The 16,312-nt window shown below is 37.6% G+C and carries 15 protein-coding genes; 4 read left to right on the top strand and 11 right to left on the bottom strand.

Going from position 1 to position 16,312, the window contains the following annotated elements:
• Nucleotides 1-3: 3 nt before the first annotated feature.
• The 4 genes from H624_RS11720 to H624_RS0106405 all read right to left on the bottom strand — a co-directional run bounded on the left by H624_RS11720 (nucleotide 4) and on the right by H624_RS0106405 (nucleotide 5,848).
• Nucleotides 4-426: a FadR/GntR family transcriptional regulator gene (locus H624_RS11720; RefSeq protein ID WP_035856296.1), complete on the bottom strand. Its 423-nt coding sequence runs from the start codon at nucleotides 424-426 to the stop codon at nucleotides 4-6.
• Nucleotides 426-1,664 carry an NADP-dependent malic enzyme gene (gene ystJ, locus H624_RS0106415; RefSeq protein ID WP_026866856.1) on the bottom strand — a complete coding sequence of 413 codons (1,239 nt, stop codon included), beginning with the start codon at nucleotides 1,662-1,664 and terminating at the stop codon, nucleotides 426-428. The genes H624_RS11720 and ystJ overlap by 1 nt, the downstream gene beginning before the upstream one ends.
• A gap of 66 nt (nucleotides 1,665-1,730) precedes the next feature.
• Nucleotides 1,731-4,877 (bottom strand): DNA polymerase III subunit alpha, encoded by a 3,147-nt coding sequence (locus tag H624_RS0106410; RefSeq protein WP_026866855.1) that lies wholly within the window; start codon nucleotides 4,875-4,877, stop codon nucleotides 1,731-1,733.
• Nucleotides 4,878-4,888: 11 nt separating this feature from the next.
• On the bottom strand, nucleotides 4,889-5,848 hold the full coding sequence (locus tag H624_RS0106405) for a DHH family phosphoesterase (RefSeq protein ID WP_051220508.1): 960 nt from the start codon (nucleotides 5,846-5,848) through the stop codon (nucleotides 4,889-4,891).
• Between the two features lie 76 nt (nucleotides 5,849-5,924).
• On the opposite strand from H624_RS0106405, the gene H624_RS0106400 reads away from it, so the two are divergent.
• Nucleotides 5,925-6,296, top strand: coding sequence for a YtpI family protein (locus H624_RS0106400; RefSeq protein ID WP_026866853.1), 372 nt, complete (start codon nucleotides 5,925-5,927; stop codon nucleotides 6,294-6,296).
• Nucleotides 6,297-6,329: 33 nt separating this feature from the next.
• Here the strand turns inward: H624_RS0106400 and H624_RS0106395 are convergent, their stop codons facing one another.
• Both H624_RS0106395 and H624_RS0106390 read right to left on the bottom strand, forming a co-directional pair.
• Nucleotides 6,330-7,592, bottom strand: coding sequence for a DRTGG domain-containing protein (locus H624_RS0106395; RefSeq protein WP_026866852.1), 1,263 nt, complete (start codon nucleotides 7,590-7,592; stop codon nucleotides 6,330-6,332).
• A gap of 108 nt (nucleotides 7,593-7,700) precedes the next feature.
• Nucleotides 7,701-8,387 (bottom strand): metal-dependent hydrolase, encoded by a 687-nt coding sequence (locus tag H624_RS0106390; protein ID WP_026866851.1) that lies wholly within the window; start codon nucleotides 8,385-8,387, stop codon nucleotides 7,701-7,703.
• An 85-nt stretch (nucleotides 8,388-8,472) separates the two neighbouring features.
• Here H624_RS0106390 and H624_RS0106385 point away from each other — a divergent pair, with 85 nt between their 5' ends.
• The gene (locus tag H624_RS0106385; protein ID WP_026866850.1) at nucleotides 8,473-9,048 is read left to right on the top strand and encodes a hypothetical protein; all 576 of its coding nucleotides are present in this window, start codon (nucleotides 8,473-8,475) and stop codon (nucleotides 9,046-9,048) included.
• Nucleotides 9,049-9,282: 234 nt separating this feature from the next.
• On the opposite strand, the gene ald is transcribed toward H624_RS0106385, so the two are convergent.
• The gene (gene ald / locus H624_RS0106375) at nucleotides 9,283-10,398 is read right to left on the bottom strand and encodes an alanine dehydrogenase (protein ID WP_026866849.1); all 1,116 of its coding nucleotides are present in this window, start codon (nucleotides 10,396-10,398) and stop codon (nucleotides 9,283-9,285) included.
• Nucleotides 10,399-10,541: 143 nt separating this feature from the next.
• On the opposite strand from ald, the gene H624_RS0106370 reads away from it, so the two are divergent.
• Together H624_RS0106370 and H624_RS0106365 are read left to right on the top strand one after the other, a co-directional pair.
• Nucleotides 10,542-11,039, top strand: coding sequence for a universal stress protein (locus H624_RS0106370; RefSeq protein WP_026866848.1), 498 nt, complete (start codon nucleotides 10,542-10,544; stop codon nucleotides 11,037-11,039).
• A gap of 109 nt (nucleotides 11,040-11,148) precedes the next feature.
• Entirely contained in the window at nucleotides 11,149-12,204 is a 1,056-nt protein-coding gene (locus H624_RS0106365) for an LLM class flavin-dependent oxidoreductase (protein WP_026866847.1), read from the top strand.
• A gap of 49 nt (nucleotides 12,205-12,253) precedes the next feature.
• Here the strand turns inward: H624_RS0106365 and H624_RS0106360 are convergent, their stop codons facing one another.
• The 4 genes from H624_RS0106360 to H624_RS11715 all read right to left on the bottom strand — a co-directional run bounded on the left by H624_RS0106360 (nucleotide 12,254) and on the right by H624_RS11715 (nucleotide 16,301).
• Complete coding sequence (locus tag H624_RS0106360; RefSeq protein ID WP_026866846.1) at nucleotides 12,254-13,420, bottom strand: epoxide hydrolase family protein; 1,167 nt, start codon at nucleotides 13,418-13,420, stop codon at nucleotides 12,254-12,256.
• Between the two features lie 105 nt (nucleotides 13,421-13,525).
• Nucleotides 13,526-14,713, bottom strand: coding sequence for an acetate kinase (locus tag H624_RS0106355; protein ID WP_026866845.1), 1,188 nt, complete (start codon nucleotides 14,711-14,713; stop codon nucleotides 13,526-13,528).
• Between the two features lie 9 nt (nucleotides 14,714-14,722).
• Nucleotides 14,723-15,619, bottom strand: coding sequence for a class I SAM-dependent methyltransferase (locus H624_RS0106350; protein WP_026866844.1), 897 nt, complete (start codon nucleotides 15,617-15,619; stop codon nucleotides 14,723-14,725).
• Nucleotides 15,620-15,719: 100 nt separating this feature from the next.
• Entirely contained in the window at nucleotides 15,720-16,301 is a 582-nt protein-coding gene (locus tag H624_RS11715; RefSeq protein ID WP_051220507.1) for an RDD family protein, read from the bottom strand.
• Between the last annotated feature and the right edge of the window lie 11 nt (nucleotides 16,302-16,312).

Raw genomic sequence — 16,312 nt, 5'->3', positions numbered from 1 at the left:
AAATCACGCCTTATGTCTGTCTGCATATTTTTCGAGTAAAGAATAAATTCTACGCACGATTTGATTATCGTCGTCTTTTACCCTCTTCATACCCTGATATTTATGTTCGTAATAAAAATCGATCATATGCATGAGTTCATTAAGCTCCTCATACTGTTTTTCAGTATGGATTAAATACTTTGCAATTAATTTATACAGTTGATGATTGTCAATATTAGCTAAGTAAGTCCCTTCGCCTCTTTTAACATAGATTACACCTATGAGTTCTAAGGCTCTTAGAGCTTCTCTGACACTTTGCCGACTTACATTTAGTCGTTCTTTTAAATATCTTTCACTTGGTATCTTCTCGCCGATACCGATGTTTTGATCTTCGATGATTTTGTCGATTTCTTCTAGAATCGTTTCGAGACCTTTTTTATTTTCCATTAGTTCACTGATAACTCACTTATTAATTTTTTTGTTTTTTCATATACTTCACCAGGCTCAACCTTGATACGGGCAACCCCAGTATTCATAGCAGCTTCTGCCACTTTTTCTGCAACAGTAGGTGCCACCTCTGGGTGAAAAGCATCCGGTATCACATATTCAGGACTTAACTCCTCGTCTGTTACTATATCTGCGATTGCTAACACTGCCGCTTTCTTCATCTCTTCGTTTATATGCGTCGACTGTACATCTAAGGCACCACGGAAGATACCTGGGAAAGCGAGCACATTATTAACCTGGTTCGGAAAGTCACTACGCCCCGTACCAATTACTTTAACACCTGCTTCATGTGCAATATCTGGCATAATTTCTGGTGTTGGGTTAGCCATTGCAAAGATGATCGGATCTTCCTTCATAGAATGAACCATTTCTTTAGTTACTGCATTTTCGACTGACACACCAATAAATACATCAGCATCCTCGATCACATCGACTAAATTCCCTTCAATGTTATTTATGTTAGTGAATTTAGCGACTTCTTCTTTTATAGGATTCATACCACTTGGACGACCTTCATAAATTGCACCACGTGAATCACACATAATCATATCTTTTACACCAAAGCTGTGTAAGAGCTTAACAATTGCCACACCAGCTGCACCTGCTCCGTTTAGTACAACCTTGATTGAAGATAATTTTCTACCAGTCAGCTTAATCGCATTAATTAAACCAGCTAAAGTCACAATTGCAGTACCATGTTGATCATCATGGAATACTGGAATATCGACTTCTTTTTTTAAACGTTCTTCAATTTCAAAACATCTCGGTGCTGAGATATCTTCTAAATTGATTCCACCAAATACTGGTGTCATCAATTTCACAGTATTAACAATCTCATCGACGTCATTTGTTTTAAGAGCAATTGGGAATGAATCCACTCCTGCAAAATTTTTCAGAAGGATAGACTTACCCTCCATCACTGGTAAGCTTGCAGAAGCACCAATATTACCAAGGCCTAGTACAGCAGACCCATCTGTAACAACACCAACTGTATTACCTTTAATTGTATAGTCAAAGATCTTTCTTTCGTCTTCGTAAATTTCCTTACAAGGTTCAGCTACGCCAGGTGAATATGCAAGGGATAGTGCTTGTCTATCTTTAATCTCAACTTTTGAGTTTACGGACAATTTTCCTTGGTTAACTTTGTGTAGTTCTAATGCATCGCTTTTAAGTGACAAATCATTTCCTCCTATAGTGGTCATACCACGGTATATTATCACTAACCTACCCGTTTTACAATATATTTATACGATTAATCTGAAATTTTCATAATCAATTGTATCAATTAATCCGCTGATATTTATTGCCTCTATATAACCAATCCTTGAATGACGTTCAAAGTCTAGAACCGGTATCCCCTCAGCTGAAAGAAATGGTTCAATATCACTTTTTTGTAGATTTCTAATATAAATTTTCTTGGTCCGTTTAATGTAAGCGTCCTTATATGTTTCAGGTGTGTACAAGCGATCGATGACGAGTTGATCCCTACCGTTACGCTCACCCATGGTTGCCACTGCGACCACAATGGGTTCATTCAGTAAAGGATGATATTTAAAATATTCCTTAGCAAATATAACACCATCTATTGATGTATACCCATCTGATAGTGTTAAGAAGGCCATGTTCTGACCACTTTTCTTAATCTTGATGGTTTTAACTTCTTCGATAAACAAAAGATAACTCGCGTGTTTTTTATGCTGTTGAATAAATGAGAAAGGGATATATTCTAAAGCTTGATGCTTCAGTAAGACTGGATGATCGGAAATATAAAAACCGAGTGTCTCCTTCTCACCTTGAATTATTTCACCTTGAGACATCTCATCTGTATAATGGAAATCTTTTTTAATACTAAACCCAAGAGAACTTAAAAATGATTCATGATGATATTCGTCACCTGCATTATTGAGTACATTCGGTATGGTTTGTAACATAGTTTTTCTATTCTCTTTAAATGAATCGAGTGCACCTGAAACAATTAAGTTTCTCAATATTTTTTCATTGAATTTGAAATTTACGCGGCTAACAAGATCAAATATATCTGTAAAATTACCGTTTTGACGTTCTTTTTGTATGGCATCATAGAGTAGTTTTGAAATTCCACTAATCATTGAAAATCCGAGAAGGATACCATCGCTCTCGATATTTTGCCATTGGGAACGATTGATGTCAGGTGGAAGAATATTAATTTTCATCATCTTGATTTCACTTAAAACTTGCTTAATTTTATCTTCATTAGAGCGGTGATGCGTCAATATTACGGAATAGAAAATCGATGGATAATGTAATTTAATGTAAGCCATAATATAAGCCACTTTACTATAGGCAACCGCGTGACTTTTTACAAAACCGTAATTTGCGAATTCCATAATCAATTCAAATATCTGCTCTGCCAACGCTTGACTGTATCCTTGATCTAAGGCGCCATTTATAAAGTGTTCACGCTCTTCAGCTAAGATATTCTTGTCCTTTTTACTCATGGCACGTCTTAATATATCTGCTTGTCCATAGCTAAAGCCTGCAATCTTTCCAGCAATTTGCATAATCTGTTCCTGATAGACGATGATACCAAATGTTTCTTTTAATATTTCCTTTAAGTCTTCGTGTGGGTATGCGATTGTTTTCGGATTTTCTTTACGATATATAAAATTATCTATTTCTTTCATTGGACCCGGTCTATAGAGGGCAAGTACTGCGGCTAAATCACTAAGACTCTCTGGTTTAAATTTTTCAATCACACGTCTTATTCCAGTTGACTCTAACTGGAATATGCCTAAGGTCATGCCAAGGGATAACATCTTGTAAACACGCGCATCTTCTTTGATGTCATCTAGAGAAAAGTTTTTATCGTGACGGTGAACGCCCTGTATCATATATCGGATAAGCGATAAGTTTTTAAGGCCAAGTAAGTCAATTTTTAAGAGCCCAGCAGACTCAACATCTTTCATTGGCCACTGGGTCATTACATGCTGGTCAACAAAAATAATTGGCACAGAGTCGGTCAATTTCTTACTGCTTAACACCATCCCAGCAGCGTGTGTGGAGGTGTGTCTTGGCAGCCCTTCAATTTTTAAGGCGACTTCTTTTAAAACTTTATATTTACTGTCATTCTCTTCTAGTTGTTTAAAACGGTCTGTATCGAAAGCTTGATTTAAAGTTGCATTTAATTCCGAAGGAATTAAATTGGACATTAATTTTAATTCATCTTCAGTAAAACCGAGCACTCTACCAACATCACGGGCTGCCATTTTTGCACTCAGTGTCCCGTAGGTTACGATATTACCGACTTGCATCTGGCCGTATTTCTCAATCAGATAAGTGACAACTTCATCTCGTCTTGAATCTTCAAAGTCGATATCTATATCTGGCATGTTGACACGTTCTGGATTTAAAAACCGTTCAAACAAGAGCTGATGCTCAATCGGATCAACTTCAGTAATATTTAGGGTAAATGAAACGAGACTGGCAGATGAAGATCCACGACCTGGGCCAACGTAGATGCCTTGATTCTTAGCGAAAGCCACCAAATCTTGTACGATTAAAAAGTAGTCTTCAAAGCCCATAGAGACAATGACATCATACTCATATTTCAAACGCTCTTTGTATACAGAGCCTCTCTTATCTAGTCCGAGCGCTTTAAAACGTTCCATCAACACGCGCCACAAGTAGTCTTTAGATGGTTCATCATAAGGATTGTCAAAGACAGGTAAGGTATGTTCAACCTGAGGAAGTGGCACTTGACACTTATTGAATATTTCTTCGTTATTCTTTAAAAAAGAGGCTGCACGGTCATCTAGCATTGTAGATACTTGAATACAGTCATTTCCACTCAAGGAATGTATAGAGTCTGCGCTGATTTTTTCGTTATCACGAATCGCATTTAATACCTTTAATGCCCCGCGCTCATCACGATTTACGTAATGACTCGCCTGAATATAAACTTTTTTATATTGTCCTTCAACTTGGTGGGAAAGATACTGATCTTCATCACTCGTTCTAAGTTCTGCTAATAGTTCAACACTAGACTGTGTCTTACCAATCACAATACAGTTTCTTATATTATTAATAAGGTAAGCGAGTGGTGTCCTTTCGATATCTTTATATGACAACATCGCACTTAAACGGACGAGTTCTAAATACCCTTCCACATTTTTAGCTAATAAAACTAAGGGAATACCATTTAAGCCATCCTCTGCTAGAATTTCTATTCCTGGCACAACATGGATATTCTCCTCTTGCCCCGTTTTCATAAACTGGTAGACTGCATGCATTCGGTTGAAGTCCGTCACTGCGACTGCAGTTTGGCCATCGTTTTTAAGCGTTTCTAACAAACGATTTAGCGTTATATTTGAATTTAAAAAGTCAAATGCACTATGAACATTCAAATTAAGCATACAGACACACCCTATACTAGTTTTTCTTCTATTCGTTCAATCAACGCCTCGAGCTCATCTTTGTCACTTACTCTAATCCCACTGGCAAGTGGATGACCACCACCGCCAAATTCCCCGGCGATGTCATTAATTACGATCTCTTTAGAGCGTAATCGTATTCTAATCTGGTCTTTATCTTCTAAGGCTAGGAACCATACTTTCACTTCGTCTATATCTCTAAATATGTTGACGTCTAATCCTGCTTCTGACATAGAGAGATCGAATTCTTTAATAACTTCTTCAGGGACATAAGTATAGGCAATACCGGAGTCTAAGAAGACAGCTTGACTTATCAACCAACCCTTATACATAAAGGCTTTCTTTGTGGACTGATGCATCTGATTATTTAACTTAGCTGCGTCAAAATCAAAAGCGATTAATCTAGAAGCAACTTGAAATGTTAAAGGACTTGTATTGTTATATAAAAAGCGACCGGTGTCTCCGACAATACCCATGTATAGACAGGCTGCTACTTCATTATCTATAGGATGAGTATCCCATAAATCCATCAACAAATAGAGCAGTTCACTTGCAGAAGAAACAGCTGTCTCAACAATCGACAAATCTCCAAATGGCTCAACATCAGGATGATGGTCAATTTTTACTAACTTATTACCTGCTTCTACTGTGCCATCTAAACGGTCGAGATTTGCTGTATCCACTGCGATAATAAGTGGTGAGTTCAGGGGTTTTTCTTCGTCCATTTCTCCTAAAAAATCCAGAGAAGGTTCTAAGCCACCAAGTGCAATGATGTCCTTATCTTTATATTTATTTCTTAAGTAGTTACGTAAACCAAGTTGTGCACCGTAGGCATCCGGATCTGGCTTTTGATGTCTTAAAATCACAATTTGATCATGTTGTTCAATTAGTGTTAAAACGTCCTTTGCTTTACTATTTAACTCACTTAAATTCTGCGTCAATTCTTTTAACAATAGTAAAACTCCTCATTAATAATTTACTTACATTCATCAATCAATTATACTACATAAGAGATTGGAGTTGTATCGGATGGAATTCTTATATTCTTTTGTTGTTTCATTTTTAGTTACAGCAATTGTTGTTACATTTATTCTCTTCGTCGTCTTTAAAGTTCGTAAAATACGAACGATAAGAGACGTTCGAGGTGCTTACTATAATAGCATCTCTCGGATATGGCTCGCTTTATTCATGATTGTCTTCGGATTAAATACCATCGTCCAATTCCACACCTTTGTTGCATATTTAATCGGTGGATTGTTCATTATTTTTGGTGGCTTCCAGCTTAATTATTTCAATAAAGCACGCAAGTATTTTAAAGGTAACTTACCGATAGAAGAAAAAGCATGGCAAGAATTTGAAGCGATGAAAAAGAATCAGGCGAAAAAGAAAAAGCGTAGCTAATACATAAGGCTTCCGGTTTGTCCGGAAGCCTTTTTATTTTTCATTGAAATGTTGGATAAGGAAAGTTGCTTTTGAATAAGCTTCACCTTGAATATTCAAGACAATCTCAAGACGTATAAATTGCTCACCCTTGTCTATGATTTGTCCGAGTAACTCAATTTCTTGATAGAGTTGGACCACTTTAAAGTTCATTATATTATAAGTATCGATGTGATAACTGTGTATATTGTTTTCTTGTAACACGACGAGTATCAATCGTTCTGCTAGACGCATAAAGTTCGCCTGTGAAAGTGATCCATATTCATCTGTCATAAATGGCATGACCCGAATCTTAATCTTATGGCTATCGATTTGAATTTCACGGTCGATAAGCTGGTCAGTCGACATGCCAGATTTTAAATTTCTAGATGAGATATTTTTAAATACTTCTCTGCGGTGAACAATGCCTCTATAATCACCTGACTCTACAACGGGTATTGTATTTAATTGATGCCAGGACATAATTTGTCTGAGTGATAAGACCGTTGTATCTTCTTCAGCACTATAATCCGGTAGTAAATAAGAAGTGTAATTTTGAGCAGTCATTTCTGGTAAATCCTTTGCTCGGATTGCACCGACAAATCGATTGCCATCAAGTAATATCATATTCTTATCTTCAGGGTGAATTTCAGTACCAAGATCTTTGATATCTACGGTATACTGAGGTTGTTTTACCATCAATCGCCCGGCTGTAACAATATTTTGTGATAATGATAAACTATACACTTCACGATGAATAATTGATGCACATGTAAAAGTATCGTGTGTGGTCGATATCACGGGTAATTGTTTTTCTTCAGCAAGTTCTAATATTTCCTTCCCTGTGCCAAAGCCACCAGTAATAAGTAAACCCACTCCGTTTTCTAAAGCACTTCTCTGAGATTTTTCACGGTTCCCGACAATTAATAAACCGTTGGGTTCTAAATATTTTACAATGTCCTCAGTCTGCATGGCACCGATTAAAATTCTTGATATTTCTTTATCGAGATAGTTATCCCCGCTTAAAACGGTCCCTTGGATGACACGGTTCACTTCTCTAAACATAATCTTACCGTGATTCTTTAGCTCTCTTTGGACAATTCTAAAAGTCCCGACGCGCTCAACGGTCTTCACTAGTCCGTCCTCTTCAGCTTGCTTGATTGCACGGTAACTTGTGCCTAAGGAGACACCCATGTAGGCAGATATCTGTCTGACTGATAGACTGCTACCTTCCCTTAGACCTCTGATATACTTTAAAATTTCATCGTGTTTAGACATAAGTTCACCTTTTCCATTAATTCAGCTTAAATTTATCATAGCATGTAAATAGAAAGTCCGAAAACAAAAAACCGAAAGCTTGAGCTTCCGGTTAAAATAAATTATGGTTTATGAGTATTGAACTGCTTCACCTGGTTTTAGGATTTGACAGTTTGTGTTGACCTTATCTTTAAATACTTCAGGGTCCGCCTTAATTGGTGGGAAAGTATCATAATGCGTCGGTACAACAATAGTGGGTTTAATGAAGTTGTTAATTGCATAAACCGCATCATCAATACCCATAGTAAAATGGCCACCGATTGGAATGAAGCACACATCAATTGGCCCATTCAATTTAGAAATCAATTCCATGTCACCAAAGATACCTGTGTCCCCAGTCACGTATACTGTTTTTCCATTAATCTTCAGAATGAGTCCCATGGATTCGCCAGTATAATTGATGACACCGTCGTCATCTGTAAAACTTGATGTGTGGAAGGCATGAACAAATTTAATCGAACCAAATTCAAACTCACCTTCACCACCAACGTTCATACCGATAGCGTTTAGGCCCTGTCCTTCAAGGTAGTCAGCGAGCTCTACAGGTGCGATGATAGTAGAGTCATTATTTTTTGCAATTTCAATCGTATCACCCACATGGTCATTATGACCATGTGTTAAAATAATATAATCTGCTTTGACATCTTCAACCCTTAAATCAGTTAATTCATTACCATTTATAAATGGATCAATAATTACATTTGAATCGTTATTAGAAAATGATAGTACTGCATGTCCATGAAATTTTACAGTCATTATTTTCACTCCTATAGAAAATGTTTAATAATTATCCATTCCCTAAAAAATTAAGTTCTAATCATAAATGTAAAGGAGAATTATGTTGAAACAAATTACACTTAGCCATAACCTTTCACTAGCTTACGACCATGTTTTATTTAGTCAGTCAGATTTTAATGCACCCAACAGTGTTTTAATCTCTATGCAAAAAGCATTAACACCACAAGCTGAAATCTACATGTCTATAAACAACAATTACGAGACAGATGCTTTTATGTTAGAAAATACATTGATTGAAACAATCAGAGCAAATGAGGTCGATGGCTTTATTGTCGATCAGATCTTTACCCGTGATTATCACGATGTGAACGAAGCTTTGTTAAGTACCCTATCAAATGAAATTCGTAACTGTCACTTTATTATTGGACCCGCATTTACAAAGGTCCCTTACTTTTTACATAGCCGCTTAGCCGAGGTCTTTATCGACAACGATGTTTCCGGCATTATATATGATTTAAGAGAAATAGATTTGAGTGATTTTAAAGCCTTACAGCCTCTAGCTAAGCTGAAGATGCACGTAAAAAAACGAATTTCAATTATTCCTTTAATTAAAGCCGAACAACTAGAAGCTTTAAAGAAAAGTATTCCCTTTGATGTCTGTGTGATTGATGAGATGTAAGTAATAAGTGATGTTGGGGCTTTGTTAAGGGGACTTTTCATTTTGCGTCAGCTTCGTTTTCAGTTCGAAGCGGTGCTCACGCAATTCATCAGCTTCGTTTTTGGTTCGAAGCGGCGCAATCACTTACTCAACCATCCACCCACCAAGCCCACTCAAAACCCACCACCATTCACTCGATAAACTCAAAAAAGCGGTGGACTCCCATCGACACCACCGCGTTCTTATTTATAGTACTTATCCTAATAACTCTAAGATATCTTTATATTCTTTACCTTGTGCTTCAGCAACTGCTTTATAAGTAATGTGACCTTGGAAAGTATTGAAACCTCCAGCGATAACCGGGTTTTTAGCTACAGCTTCTTTGTAACCGTTGTTCGCAATTAAAAGTCCATACTGTAAAGTCGCATTAGTTAAAGCATTCGTTGAAGTTCTTGGTACCGCACCTGGCATGTTTGCCACGGCATAGTGTATTACATCATGTTTTACGTATGTTGGATCATCGTGTGTTGTAATACGATCTGTAGTTTCGAAAATACCACCTTGGTCAATTGCAATATCAACAATGACTGATCCTGGTGACATATTTTTAATCATTTCTTCAGTAACAAGTTTTGGTGCTTTGGCACCTGGAATAAGTACTGCCCCAATGACTAAATCACTTTTTTCTACTGCTTGTTTGATATTTAATGGTGTAGACATCAATGTCTGTACGTTTGAACCAAATAAATCGTCGAGTTCACGTAAGCGTTTCGGATTTAAATCAAGCACTGTCACATCAGCGCCTAAACCAATCGCCATTTTTGCAGCGTTTGTACCCGCTGCTCCCCCACCAACGATTGTAACTCTCGCTTTTTCTACACCAGGTACACCACTTAAGAGAATACCTTTACCGCCATTGATTGCTCTTAATTGCTCTGCACCAATTTGAGTTGCCATACGACCTGCAACTTCACTCATCGGCGCGAGTAATGGTAATGAACCATCTGGCAATTGAATAGTTTCATAAGCAATCGCCGTTACTTTCTTATCGACTAATACTTGTGTTAACGCTTCTTCAGGCGCTAAGTGTAAGTATGTGAAAAGGATAGACTCTTCTTTGATTCTATCGAATTCCTCTGCTAATGGTTCTTTAACCTTGACCACCATATCGACATCCCAAGCCTCTTCAGGTGTATCAACGATTTCAGCACCCATTTCTACATATGCTGAATCGTGGAAGAATGAACCTTCTCCCGCATTTGTTTCAACGCGAACAGTGTGACCAGCCTGTACAAAAGCGTAAACGCCTCCAGGTGTTAGTCCCACCCTATTCTCGTTGTTTTTTACTTCTTTCGGTAATCCAATAATCATTACAATTTCCCCCTTTTTCTTAAGCAAATTTATTGTATCATATAAGTTAATATTTGCACCCAAAATAATCTTTAAAAAATAAAGTTTTGGTACCGCATACATGTGGTATAGATTAATAAGAATAGGAAATGGAGTTGGTAACTATGTTACAGTACAAAAACATCTTAGTTGCAGTGGACGGTTCACACGAAGCAGAATGGGCATTCCAAAAAGCGGTCGAAGTTGCTAAACGTAACAACGCAAAGCTTTCTATTATTAATGTTATTGATACACGATCTTTCGCATCTGTTGAAGCATACGATCGCTCGATTTCAACTCGTGCACAAGAGTTTGCGCAAAAGTTACTCGACGGTTATGAAAAAGTTGCTTTAGAAGGTGGCGTTGAATCTGTAGATAAAATCATCGACTATGGTTCACCAAAATCTGTTATCCCTAAAAAAGCAGTCGAAAAAATCGGAGCAGATTTAATTGCCTGTGGTTCTACAGGTCTAAACGCTGTTGAACGTTTCATAATCGGTTCAGTTTCTGAGGCTATTGTACGTAATGCCAAATGTGACGTATTAGTCGTTCGTACAGAAACACTTCCTTCAGACTTTGAACCAAAAGTAGCTACAGAAGAGTTTATAGAACAACACCGCTAATCAAATTATTTGAAGCAATGCACTCAGTTCTGAGTTGCATTGCTTTTTTATTTACAGAATATCGAGTATAATTAATTCAAATTCAAAATAATATTTTCAGGAGGTTCTTATGGAACTTGGAATCAACACATTTGGTGATGCAGGCTTAGACCCTGTCACTGGGAAAACAACAACTCATCCAGAAAGGTTACGACAATTAGTAGAAGAAATTGCGACAGCAGACAGAGTCGGTTTAGATATTTTTTCTATTGGTGAACACCACAGAAATGACTATGCTGTCAGCTCACCTGATGTTGTATTAGCAGCTGGGGCAGCGGTGAGTAAAAACATCCGTCTATCTAGTGGTGTCACTGTCTTATCTTCAGATGATCCAGTACGCGTGTACGAGCGATTTGCTACTTTAGACTGCATCTCTAATGGCCGTGCTGAGATAATGGCAGGACGCGGGTCTTTTATAGAATCTTTTCCTTTGTTTGGTTACGATTTAAATGATTACAATACGCTTTTCGATGAAAAGCTCGACCTACTTTTACAACTGCAAAAAGGCGGTAAGATAAACTGGAAAGGTACACATCGTCCACCATTAAAGGATGCTGAAATATTCCCTAAAACTGTACAAGATGAAATCCCGATATGGATTGCTAGCGGTGGTACACCACAATCTGCACAGCGTGCGGCCATGCTTGGTCTGCCACTTGTCTTAGCCATTATCGGTGGTAGTCCTTATCAATTTAAACGAACAGCGGATTTTTATCGTCAAGTGGGTAAAGATGCAGGCCATGATGAAAGCAAATTAAAAGTTGCTACTAATTCTCATGGCTTTGTTTGGGATACTGATGGTGAAGCCAGAGACCTTTTCTTCCCTGCAATATCCGGGTCAATGACTAAGCTTGGTCGTGAGCGTGGTTGGGGGACATATACAAGAGAGGCCTTCGATGCGATGGCGGATCCAACCGGTGCGCTATATGTTGGTAGTCCAGAAACCGTCGCCCGTAAGATTGTTGATTTATATGAACACATGGGTGTTGAACGCTTTACATTACAAACGCCAGTCGGTGTCATGTCACATGACAAAGTCCTAAGAACCATCGAACTCTTTGGTGAAAAAGTCGCACCTCTTGTACATGAAGGTGTAGAGAGAATCAAGACAGAACGCCAGAAATAAATTTATATAAAAATCCTGCTGAAAGGACATTACCTTTCTAGCAGGATTTTTATTTGTAAACTTCTAATATGGATGACAGTCCATTTCTTAAATCTTTAACAAAGTACTCAGAAACCTCAAGTGATGGGAAATGTCCACCCTCTGGCGCCTCATTCCAGGCTACAATATTGCGATATCTTTTTTCAGCCCATACCCTAGGATATTTTTCAATATCCTTTGGATATAAGGTAAGTGCTGTTGGAACATCCACTGTTAGTTCAGGATCAATAGCATCATGACTTTCATAATATATCCGAGCTGAAGAAGCTGCAGTCCTTGTTAAATAATACAAGGTCACATTATCTAAAATATGATCTTTAGATATTCTTTCATAAGGGCTATTGGTCGTATCTGTCCACTCAAAAAACTTATCTAGTATCCAGGCCAGTTGTCCAGTTGGTGAATCGACTAAGGCATAACCAATAGTTTGAGGTTGACTGCTTTGTACCTTGGCATAAGCCGCTTTATTTCCCCAAAAATTAAAACTATTCTCTGCCCATATCTTATCTTTTTCACTAAGTACATCTAATGACATTCCTGGTGGAGCTTGATTGAAAGTCGAATGTATTCCTATGATATTTTTTGGATATAATCCAGCAAGTTGTGTCGTAATCACGCCACCCCAATCTCCCCCGTGCGCTAAAAATTTGTTATATCCAAGACGCTGCATCAATTGCACCCATATACTCGCAATTTTTTCTGTACCTATACCTTCAACAGATGGACGTTCAGAAAAGCCGAAACCCGGTAATGATGGTACGACAACGTGAAAAGCTGGATCTTCTTTACATTCTGGCTCACACAGCGCTTTAATTATATCCAGGAATTCTACCACACTCCCTGGCCATCCATGAGATATTATTAGTGGGACTGCATTTTTTCTTGTTGATGCCATGTGTATAAAATGAATATCAACGCCATCAATTACTGTTTTGTAATTCTGAAATTGATTGATTTTCTTCTCAAATTTTCTCCAATCGTATTCATTTTTCCAGTAGTCCACGAGTTCAATCATTTCTTTTAATGGCACCCCTTGACGCCAACGGGCTTTTCCTTTAGCATCATTTGGAACGGTCTCCGCTTCAGGGAAACGTGCATGATTTAATCGATAGTGTAAATCTTCAAGTGCTCCTTCTGATATAGAAATCTCAAACTCACGAACAGACTGCTTTGACATATTCTAACCCCCCATTCCTAATTCAATTCCAGTGTATATTTTCACCTTCCTTAACACAAACAAAACCACTTTCACAAAATATGAAAGTGGTTCTATAGCATAAATTTATTTAAGTCTCATGACTTCTCTTGCAATCATGACTTCTTCTGCCGTTGGAATAACAAGGACTTTTACAGGTGAATAGGAGTGACTGATTGTCGCTTCGACACCTCTTGTTTCGTCATTGGTTTTTTTGTCTAGGTAAACCCCCATAAACTCAAGGCTATCTAAGACCTTTTCTCTTATTAAACTCGAGTTTTCACCGACACCTGCAGTAAAGATAATGGCATCTACCCCACCCATACGTGCAGCGTATGATCCCATATATTTGTGGATACTCGAACTAAATACTTCTAAGGCAAGTTCCGCTCTATCATTACCTTTTTTAGCTTCTTCGGTTATATCTCTTAAGTCACTTGAGAAACCACTGACACCAAGTAGACCGGATTCTCTATTTAGAACATTCAATACTTCTACTGCGCTCTTATCAGTTTTTTCCATAATATAAGGAATTAGAGATGGATCAATGTTACCTGAGCGTGTACCCATAGTCACACCGGCAAGTGGTGTGAAACCCATTGACGTATCGATGGATTTACCTGCCTTAACCGCAGCAATACTCGCACCATTCCCCAAGTGACAACTAATTAACCTTAATTCTTCTAGAGGACGTTTTAAAATTTCTCCTGCTCTTTCTGTCACGTACTGATGGCTCGTGCCGTGGAAGCCAAACTTTCTAATTCGATAGTCCTTATAGTACTTATAAGGCAAACTATATAAATATGAACTCTCAGGCATAGATTGATGAAAGGATGTATCGAATACAGCGATATGTGGCACATCCGGTAGAAGTTCCCTCATCGCCCTAATCCCCATTAAGTTCGCGGGATTATGGAGAGGTGCAAACTCTGACAATTCTTCAATATCTCTAACTACACTATCGTCAATCATAGTTGCCTCTGAGAACTTTTCACCGCCGTGTACCACACGATGACCAGTACCCTCGAGTTCGTCGATTGATGAGATAATATTTTTAGAAACTAAAATATCTAACATGATATTAACCGCTTCAGTATGGTTTTTAAAGTTTTGTTCAAATACTTCACGTCCACCTTTATAAGACAGCGTAAAAACACCATGATCTAATCCGATTCGTTCGACAAGTCCTCTGGCAATTTCTTGTTCCTCAGACATTTCAAACAGTTCAAATTTAAAAGAAGAACTGCCGGCATTGATTGCAATAATTTTAGTCATAAGCTTCAACTACTTTCTGCTGTATTGTTCATGCCATTCATTTAACTGTCTAACAAACTCCTGCATCTTACTCGCATCTTTAAAGTCAGGCACATCTCCAATTAAAACTTCATTATTTACAAGTGGTGAGAATCCTTTTTTAAGTACGATTAGTGACTTACGTTGCTTCTCTGTCTTAAATATAGTTGACGGTAAGTTTAAGAACATGAGTAAGGTCGCATCTTCTGAAATATATTGCTTAATCGTTTCATTGTTTTCTTCTAGTATATTCGAAGGGACAACAAAAATTCCAATATCATCTGTTTCAATAAGATTCATACCTGCTTCTAACATTAAAAGATGTGCGTAACTTTGACCTGCATCAAATGCAGTTTTATATTTTTCTGCTGGTAGTGGATAATAACCGACTGGTAAATCCCCTACCGCAATATTACTCATCGGAATACGACTCGGCTCAATCACATTTTGTGGATGAATGTACATCGGTGTTTCTAAAAACTCACATAGATTTGCATTAATTTCTGCTAAGGCAGGATCAACTTCAATCCCTGATAAGTTTAAATCAGTTACCATTTCCTTAATCGTCATTGCAAGATGGCCTGTACCACTGCCGATATCGACTAAATTTTTCTTATTATCATCTGTGAACAAGTCTACAATATGAGCAACTAAGTACCCAATCGCATCAGGTGTTAATTGGTGGTTACTCTGTACTGGCTCTTCTTTTACTTGGTAAAGATATGCAAACTGGAAGGCTTTTCTTTTATCCGAAAAAGTGCTCTTACTTTCAACTTGCAATAAGGCCTCTGCTAGCGCTTCTAATCTAGGACTTTCTTTTTCTTTTACGATTTCTTCTACTCTATTGATTAAATTCTCATACATTTCTTCCATTGCTGTTTTAGCCATTTTAAATCCCTCTTTACACAAAATATGGACTATCCATATACCGGATAGTCCTAGTGTCTTGATTATATTACATGACTGACTTCGCATCAATCAGTTCACTTTAAAAGTTTCGTTCAACTGTGTGATCAATCGATGAAGTTTCACTTAAATTCGATTTAGTATCTGCTGACATTTCGTCTTTAATTCGACGTGAATATTTACTGTACTTATCATTCACAACGTAAGTGTCAGCTATAAAGTCGTGTAAACCAATCTTTGCATTGGTAAAAAAGACTGCAAGATATGGCAAGTATAATAAGAAGTTTGAAATAATTCGTCCCACTGTTTCTCTGTAAAACGTTTGTGCGAATGTTAACTTTTCACCTGTAGATGAATTGACGCTTATACCTAGAATCATCTTACCAACTGTTTGTTTAAAGAAAAATGTCATCAATGTGAAATAGATAAAATATAACAACGTTGTACCTATGTTCTCTAAGGATAATGCTTCTATACCAAAGAAAACATTTCTTAAATCAAATATTGATAGAAGCGGTACAATGGTTAACTGAGCGACTCCCCAAAGTACAACAATATCAATGATGTATGATATGAATCTCGGGAAGAAACCTGCATGAGTCATGTTATTTAACGCTGTAATGTAATTTGTATCATCATGTTCGATACTTACTTGTTCAGTCATACGTTTCCCTC

This window comes from Jeotgalicoccus marinus DSM 19772, assembly GCF_000425825.1.
In the GTDB taxonomy this organism is placed as follows: Bacteria; Bacillota; Bacilli; order Staphylococcales; family Salinicoccaceae; genus Jeotgalicoccus; species Jeotgalicoccus marinus.
This window is presented reverse-complemented; position numbering and strand designations above follow the sequence as displayed.

What these genes read in the sequence shown, in the direction of transcription:
- H624_RS0106395 (WP_026866852.1), bottom strand. Translation starts at nt 7,592, where the DNA reads ATGTCTAAACACGATGAAATTTTAAAGTATATCAGAGGTCTAAGGGAA.
- H624_RS0106410 (WP_026866855.1), bottom strand. Translation starts at nt 4,877, where the DNA reads ATGCTTAATTTGAATGTTCATAGTGCATTTGACTTTTTAAATTCAAAT.
- H624_RS0106360 (WP_026866846.1), bottom strand. Translation starts at nt 13,420, where the DNA reads ATGTCAAAGCAGTCTGTTCGTGAGTTTGAGATTTCTATATCAGAAGGA.
- H624_RS0106400 (WP_026866853.1), top strand. Translation starts at nt 5,925, where the DNA reads ATGGAATTCTTATATTCTTTTGTTGTTTCATTTTTAGTTACAGCAATT.
- H624_RS0106370 (WP_026866848.1), top strand. Translation starts at nt 10,542, where the DNA reads ATGTTACAGTACAAAAACATCTTAGTTGCAGTGGACGGTTCACACGAA.
- ald (WP_026866849.1), bottom strand. Translation starts at nt 10,398, where the DNA reads ATGATTATTGGATTACCGAAAGAAGTAAAAAACAACGAGAATAGGGTG.
- H624_RS0106355 (WP_026866845.1), bottom strand. Translation starts at nt 14,713, where the DNA reads ATGACTAAAATTATTGCAATCAATGCCGGCAGTTCTTCTTTTAAATTT.
- H624_RS11715 (WP_051220507.1), bottom strand. Translation starts at nt 16,301, where the DNA reads ATGACTGAACAAGTAAGTATCGAACATGATGATACAAATTACATTACA.
- H624_RS0106390 (WP_026866851.1), bottom strand. Translation starts at nt 8,387, where the DNA reads ATGACTGTAAAATTTCATGGACATGCAGTACTATCATTTTCTAATAAC.
- H624_RS11720 (WP_035856296.1), bottom strand. Translation starts at nt 426, where the DNA reads ATGGAAAATAAAAAAGGTCTCGAAACGATTCTAGAAGAAATCGACAAA.
- H624_RS0106350 (WP_026866844.1), bottom strand. Translation starts at nt 15,619, where the DNA reads ATGGCTAAAACAGCAATGGAAGAAATGTATGAGAATTTAATCAATAGA.
- H624_RS0106365 (WP_026866847.1), top strand. Translation starts at nt 11,149, where the DNA reads ATGGAACTTGGAATCAACACATTTGGTGATGCAGGCTTAGACCCTGTC.